A 7,330-nucleotide genomic window follows, 5' to 3' on the forward strand; every position below is an offset into this window, starting at 1 on the left:
GAGGCCGGAACGGGGACCGGCAAGACACTGGGTTATGTCGCCCCGGCGTCCCTTTGGGCCCAGAAGAATGACGGTGCAGTGTGGATTTCGACCTATACCCGTAACCTGCAACGCCAGATCGATCAGGAACTTGATCGCCTGTATGACGATCCCAAGGACAAGCGCCTGAAGGCCGTCGTGCGCAAGGGCCGGGAAAACTATTTCTGCCTGCTGAATTTCGAGGAAGCCCAACGCCCGCTTAACCAACAACCGCATCAGGCCACCCCGTTGGGCCTGATTGCGCGGTGGGCGTCGCATACCCGTGATGGCGATATGGTCGGCGGTGATTTCCCGGCTTGGCTGACCGAATTGTTGGGCAACCGGTTCACCGGGGCGCTGGCCGATCAGCGCGGCGAATGCATCTATGCCGCCTGCCCGCATTATTCGAAATGCTTTGTCGAAAAGACCGTACGCCGCGCCCGCTCGGCCGAGATCGTGGTGGCCAACCATGCGCTGGTGATGGTACAGGCAGCCTTGGGCGGGCTTGATGATGCCTCCATGCCGACACGTTACGTGTTTGACGAAGGCCATCATCTTTTTGACGCCGCAGACAAGGCATTTTCATCCCACCTGACCGGGATGGAGGGGCAGGAACTTCGCCGTTGGTTGCTGGGTGCTGAGCAAAAGGGATCATCGCGTGCGCGCGGCCTGAAACAGCGCCTTGAAACGCTGATCCTTGATCGTGACGAACTGCGTGATGCCGTCAATGCGGTGATTGTCGCCGCCCAATGCCTACCCGAGCAGGGTTGGCTATCGCGCATTCATGATGGATCGCAACATGCCAAGGGCCCGGCGGAAACCTTCCTGGCCCATGTCCGGGCGCAAGTGATGGCACGTTCCGCCGAGGGGGATCGTGGCTACTCGATCGAGACCGATTGTAAACCGGCGCTCAACGAAGTTCTTGCCAGTGCCGCCGATCTTGATCGCGCGCTGGAAGCCATGGAAAAACCGGCCAAATCGCTGATCAAGATCATTGCCCATATGCTCGATGAAAAGGCCGACGAGCTTGACAGTGCCGAACGCCAGCGCCTTGATGCCGCGATCCGATCGCTTGAACGCCGCGCGATCATGCAGGTCGGTGCATGGCGTGAAATGCTGGCTTCCCTGGTTGAGGAAACACCGAAAACCTTTGTGGACTGGTTTGCGATTGAGCGCCAGTTTGGCCGCGATTTCGATGTTGGCATGCATCGCCATTACCTTGATCCGACCATCCCGCTAACCACGTCACTCGCCCCCACCGCGCATGGCATGGTGGTGACATCTGCGACCCTGCGGGATGGCACGGGCGATGAAGAATTCGACTGGGCCGTGGCAGAGGATCGCACGGGCGCGGCCCACATGCCACTTCCGGCCATCCGGGCCGCGATGAAAAGCCCGTATAACTACCGCGAACAAACCCGCGTTTTCATCGTCAATGACCTTGGCCGGGACAACCCCGACCATGTTGCTGCGGCCTATCGCGAGCTGTTTTTGGCATCTGGCGGTGGCGCGCTTGGCCTGTTTACCGCGATCAACCGGCTGCGCGCGGTTTATGAGCGCCTGACCGGCCCCATGGACGAAGCAGGCTTGCAATTGCTCGCTCAGCATATCGATGGCATGGATGTCTCGACGCTCATCGATATTTTCCGGGTGGAGCGCGATGCCTGCTTGCTGGGTACCGATGCGGTGCGTGACGGGGTCGATGTGCCGGGCGATAGTTTGCGTCTGATCGTCTTTGACCGCGTGCCTTGGCCCCGGCCCGATATCCTGCACCGCGCACGCAAATCGGCGTTCCATGGTGCCCGCTATGACGACATGCTGACACGATTGCGCATGAAGCAGGCCTTTGGCCGCCTGGTGCGGCGCGCCGAAGATCGCGGTGTGTTTGTCCTGCTTGATAACCGCATGCCATCACGGCTGCTGGGCGCCTTCCCCGAAGACGTCGAAGTCCAGCGCGTTGGATTGCGTGAAGCGATTGAGCAAACGCGAATCTTTCTTGGCAATGACCGGGATAGCAAAGAAGGTTAATCGGTTTCTTTAGCCTCAATTCTGACGGCGGAAAGAACGCACCATGCATGTCATGCTGATGACATATGGGACGCGCGGCGATGTGCAGCCCTTTGTCGCGCTGGGACGTGGCCTGATCCAAAGGGGGCATCGGGTCACCGTCGCCGCCCCGGAACGCTTTGCCCGTTTTATCACCGATCATGATCTTGAATTCAAACCTCTGACCGATGCGCTGATTGCGCTTATGGATGATCCACAATTTGCCCATGCGTCGGATCCGAAGGCATCGGCCGTGGCGAAGCTGACATCGTTGTTTGCCATCAGCAAAAAGGCGCGCGGTCTTCAGGACACACTGCTTGATGACATCTTCCGCGCCATTGATCAGGCCAAACCCGACGTGATTGTGTTTCATCCGAAAACCTTCGGTGCACTGCCGATTGGCAGGTATTTCGGCATCCCGGTTGTGATGGCGCAACTGATCCCGTCCTTCATCCCGACCGGCGATTTTCCCAATATGGGCATTCCCGATATTGGCTTCAGAGGCACCTTGGCTCGCTGGTATAACCGCGTGACCGGCAAGCTAGTCTGCGCGATTTTGAACGCAACGCTGCGCCGACAGGTTTGTCGGTGGGCAGCAAGACGTCAAAACGGGATAAACGCGAATGGGTTGGACATCCTTCAGTCTTGTAAGTCCGGCACGCTGCCCATCATTCATGCCTTTAGCAATGCCGTGATCAATCGCCCCACAGACTGGCCGACACACGCAACTGTCACCGGATACTGGTTTCTGGACGGGGGCGCACAAACAAACCTGCCTGATCCGGAATTGCAAAGCTTTGTCGAACGTCACAAAAACCTGATCTATATCGGCTTCGGGTCAATGCACGGCAATGATCCGACCGCGATGGCAGAAATGATTGTTAGGGCCGTCTCACAAGCCGATGTTAGCGCTATCGTTGCAACCGGCTGGGGCGACATTGACTGGCCACCCAACATCCTTGCAGTGCGCGAGGTTCCCCATGACTGGCTGTTCCCGAAAGTCGATCTCGTCATTCATCATGGCGGCGCTGGCACCTGTGCGGCAGCCCTGCGCGCCGGTCGCCCGTCGATCATCATTCCGTTCTTCGGTGATCAACCTTTCTGGGCAAAGCGCCTGCACAGGCTTGGCGTTGCGCCACGCCCGATCAAGCCTGCAAAGCTTGATGCCGCAATGCTGGTCAGTCGGATCAAAACCGTCCTTGAAACGCCGGCCTACCGCGAAAACGCCGAACGCCTCGCAAGCAATATCGCCGCTGAAGACGGCATCGCGAATGCCATTGCCGAAATCACGCGCGCGGCTGAGCAACCTGACCTTCCCAAAACTGGAAGCCTTTGACACATCCCGGTGAAGGGCATAAACACGATCCAGACAAAGCTTGATGGATCGCAACACGTGCAACGCAAACACCAGATCAGTCTGATGTTCAGACAGGGCCTTTCGGCACTGGTGGCTGTGGTGTTCCTCGCCAATACCATCATGTTCGGCTTCATGCATATTCCCATGGCAAAGGCCAATGGGGCATCGCTGGCCTCTGTGATGGATGGGGTGGTGCGCATTCCGATTGTCATTTGCACTGGATCCACTTTCAAAACCGTTCTGGTCCGCGCCGATGGGCTGCCCGATGAACCGGACCAGAATGCAGACGCGCCAGATGGCTTTGAATGTGCGCTGTGCGGTTTGGGTAATTATGCCTTTGGCATGCCTGTGACGCCGGAGCTTCCCGAACTCGAAGCAATCGAACTTAGCAACGCAGTTGCTGCCCTTCACATTACCGCGCGCAAGCATGTTTTCTGTGCCCTTGCGCCATCGCCACGCGCCCCGCCTGCTGTTTCTTGACCATTTGCCTTAGCACGCCTGAAAACCCGCAAGTTCCATGAAAGAATAATTGCGCGTTCAGATCTGCTTTTTCCCAAAATTACCTGTGCCCTTGTCGTCTCGACAGATCGTCGAACGCCTTACGCACATGCATGGACAAGAAACATGACTGAAACTTCCAAATCCCCGGTATCACAGGGGAGTACAAGCCTGTATCGCGCTGTCTGGCGCTGGCATTTTTATGCCGGTCTTCTGATCCTGCCCTTCATGATCCTGATGGCGATCACAGGGGCGGCTTACATCTATCGCGATGAAATCGATGACTGGTATCACGCTGACCTTAAATTTGTTGAGGCATCCCGCCAAGCGCCCCTTCCGATAAGCCAACAGATTGACGCGGCCCTTCTTGCCGTTCCGGGCAGTGCCGCCAAGGTCATGCCCCCGGCAAGTCCGGATCGCAGCAGTGAAATCGTCATTGCCACTGAGGCCGGCGGGCGCGAGGCGGTTTACGTTAATCCTTATACCGGTGACGTGCTGGGGCATATGCCAGATCGCACTACCATCATGTGGGTGGTTCGGCGTATTCACAGCCTTGCCAAGTTTGGCACCATCCCGAATTACATCATCGAAATCGCGTCCGGCTGGGCGATCCTGCTTGTTCTGACCGGGATGTATTTGTGGTGGCCGCGCGGCAATCAAAAAGGCGGTGTTGTCAGCCTGCGCGAAACAACCAAACGCCGCATCTGGTGGCGTGATGCCCATGCCGTGACCGGCATCTTCATTGGCGTTTTCATTATCTTCATGGCTGGAACTGGCATGTTCTGGTCGGTATTCTGGGGCAAATATGCCAACCAGTTTGCCAATGGCACGCCCAATGGATATCCGTCCGGCGTTCGGGTCGATGTGCCGCTTTCGACCATTCCGATGATCGATGCCTTTGGCGACGTTAGTTGGACTAATGAAAACATCCCGCTGCCGCAATCGGTGGATGGTGGCAGTGATCCGGTGACAACGCCGAACCCCATCGGCATTGATCAGGCCGTCGCAACCTTGAACGATATGGGCCTCACACCGGGATACGCGGTGGCCCTGCCGCGCACCAAGACCGGGGTTTATTCGGCATCGATCTATCCCGATGACCTGTCACTGCAAAGGGTCATTCATCTTGATCAATATTCCGGAAGGCCCCTGATCGATATGGGCGTTGCCGATTACGGGCCGTTTGGCAAGATCATGGAGTTTGGCATCAATGTTCACATGGGTCAGGAATTTGGCATCGCCAATCAGATTATCCTGCTGGTGATCTGTGCCCTGATCATTTTCATGTCGGTATCGGCTGGCGTGATGTGGTGGAAGCGCCGCCCAGCCGGTGCCCTTGGCGTCCCGCCGATGCCGCGCGATGCCAGCAAGCTCAAAGTGGTCACCGCCATCCTTGCCATCGGCGGCATCATTTATCCGACTGTTGGCGCATCGATGATCGTGATCTGGCTTCTGGATTACCTGCTGGTCGCCCGCCCACAGCGCAAATTGCGCACGGTATAACCCCTGCCATCTCTTCGCGGTCCGGATTACGTTCGGGCCGCGACTTTCCAACGTTCTAGTCCTCGACAATATCCGCATCAATATCATGCGCGATCGCCAGTCGAAGCGCATTGAGGATGGCGATGATATCAATGCCTTCCTGCAACAGCGCGCCCGCCACCGGGGTGATATAGCCCGCTGCGGCAAAACCCATGGCGACGACAGACAGCACCATGCCACCAATCACGCTTTGCAAAAGGATGCGGCGCATCGCCATGCTGATGTGAAGGAGCTCGTCCACGGTCACCAATGAGGCCTCGGGGATCACCGCACCGGCGGCATCGGCCGTCACCGCACTTTCCTTACCAAAGGCGATACCGACGGTGGCAACCGCCAGTGCCGGGGCGTCGTTGATGCCATCGCCCATGAACAATGTCGGGGCCTTGGCTGTTTCTTCGCGGACGATGGCGACTTTTTGTTCCGGGCTTTGCGATGCAAGGCTTTCGGAAATGCCCAGCAATTCGGAAAGGTAGCTGACCTCGCTTTCGCGGTCGCCCGACAGCAACATCACCTTTTTGAAATGATGGATGTCGCCAAGATGGCCGACAAAGCTTTCGCCCTCTGCGCGTGGCGTATCGCGGAAGCGGAAGGTCGCGCCATATTTGCCATCGACCAGCACCACGCATTCAAGCCCGGCGGCGGTATCGGGCAGAAGCCCGGCGATCTCGGGGTCGGATTTCATCAGCTTGTTGCGGTGGGTCACGGCGACTTCATGGCCATCGACCAGCCCGTTTAAGCCCTGCCCCGGTTTTTCCGAGGCATGATTAACCTCATCAAGCGGCAGCTTGCGATCCCGCGCAGCATTCAGAACCGCCGAGGCCAGCGGATGTTTGGAATAACGCTCAAGGCTGGCAGCCAGTCGCAAGACAAGGTTGCCATCCATGTCGGGCCCGGCCAGCACCTCCACCAATTCCGGTCGGCCATAGGTCAGCGTCCCGGTCTTATCGAAAATCGCGGTCTGGCAGGTGGGCAAGCGTTCCAACACCGTCGGGTCACGGATAACGATGCCGCGCCGGGCGGCGATTGAAATCGCACTCATCACCGTGATCGGAATGGCAATCAAAAGCGGACAGGGTGTCGCCACCACCAGCACCGCCAGAAAGCGCGATGAATCATCACTCAGATACCCGACCAAGATCGCAAACATAAGCGCCGCCGGGGCAAACCACGCGCCGATCTGGTCACCAAGACGGCGAATGCGCGGGCGTTTTTGTTCGGCCTCGGCCATGACATCCATGATCTGGGCATAACGGGAATCCCGCGCGCGCTTTTCCGCCCGGATGATCAGGACCGCCTCGCCATTGATCGCGCCCGACAGCACATTGGTGCCCGGTGCCTTGGCAACCACATAGGGCTCCCCTGTCAGGTAGCTTTCATCCATGCTGCCATGGCCATCAACCACAATGCCATCGGCGGGCGCAGTTTCATGCGGAAAGACCGCGATCAGATCGCCAATGTCGATTTCATCAATCGCAATGTCGGTAATCTCGCCATCATCGGATTTGCGATGCGCGACACTCGGCATGCGCTTGGCCAGGGCATTAAGGGCCGACGACGCCTTGCGCATGGCAAAGCCTTCAAGAACCTGCCCGCCAGTCAGCATCAAAATGATCAGGCTGGCGGCAAGATATTCCGCCAACACAACACCGGTAACAAACGCAATGGCAGCCAGAAAATCAGCCCCCATTTCACGCCGCAGAAGCTTGATTGCAAGCTGCGCCAAAATGGGGATGCCACCCACCACAAACAAAACCAAAAGCGGCAGGTCTGCGGTGCGTTGGCCCAGCATCATGTCGGGCAGACCAAACACCCCGGGAAACATCAGGATAAAATGCCCCGCCATGGCAAGCAGGGTAATGATCAGAATGG

Annotated in this window: 5 protein-coding genes; 4 read left to right on the forward strand and 1 reads right to left on the reverse strand. The window is 57.8% G+C overall.

Annotation, left to right across the window (positions count from 1 at the left end; all coding sequences use genetic code 11):
* The 4 genes from B3Z49_RS16800 to B3Z49_RS16815 form a co-directional block, all read left to right on the forward strand.
* Positions 1-2,046, forward strand: a 2,046-nt coding sequence (locus tag B3Z49_RS16800) for an ATP-dependent DNA helicase (RefSeq protein ID WP_296992948.1), incomplete at its 5' end; no start/stop codon positions are given.
* A 43-nt stretch (positions 2,047-2,089) separates the two neighbouring features.
* The gene (locus B3Z49_RS16805; RefSeq protein WP_296992950.1) at positions 2,090-3,400 is read left to right on the forward strand and encodes a glycosyltransferase; all 1,311 of its coding nucleotides are present in this window, start codon (positions 2,090-2,092) and stop codon (positions 3,398-3,400) included.
* A 57-nt stretch (positions 3,401-3,457) separates the two neighbouring features.
* A complete protein-coding gene (locus B3Z49_RS16810) occupies positions 3,458-3,901 on the forward strand; it encodes a DUF2946 domain-containing protein (protein WP_296992952.1) in 444 nt (147 codons plus the stop codon).
* Positions 3,902-4,045: 144 nt separating this feature from the next.
* A complete protein-coding gene (locus B3Z49_RS16815; RefSeq protein ID WP_296992954.1) occupies positions 4,046-5,422 on the forward strand; it encodes a PepSY-associated TM helix domain-containing protein in 1,377 nt (458 codons plus the stop codon).
* 55 nt (positions 5,423-5,477) lie between these two features.
* On the opposite strand, the gene B3Z49_RS16820 is transcribed toward B3Z49_RS16815, so the two are convergent.
* A partial coding sequence (locus B3Z49_RS16820) for a heavy metal translocating P-type ATPase (protein WP_296992956.1) occupies positions 5,478-7,330 on the reverse strand: 1,853 nt, incomplete at its 5' end.

Origin of the sequence: Thalassospira sp. UBA1131 (assembly GCF_002311515.1) — a bacterium.
Classification (GTDB): domain Bacteria; phylum Pseudomonadota; class Alphaproteobacteria; order Rhodospirillales; family Thalassospiraceae; genus Thalassospira.

What these genes read in the sequence shown, in the direction of transcription:
- B3Z49_RS16815 (WP_296992954.1), top strand. Translation starts at nt 4,046, where the DNA reads ATGACTGAAACTTCCAAATCCCCGGTATCACAGGGGAGTACAAGCCTG.
- B3Z49_RS16805 (WP_296992950.1), top strand. Translation starts at nt 2,090, where the DNA reads ATGCATGTCATGCTGATGACATATGGGACGCGCGGCGATGTGCAGCCC.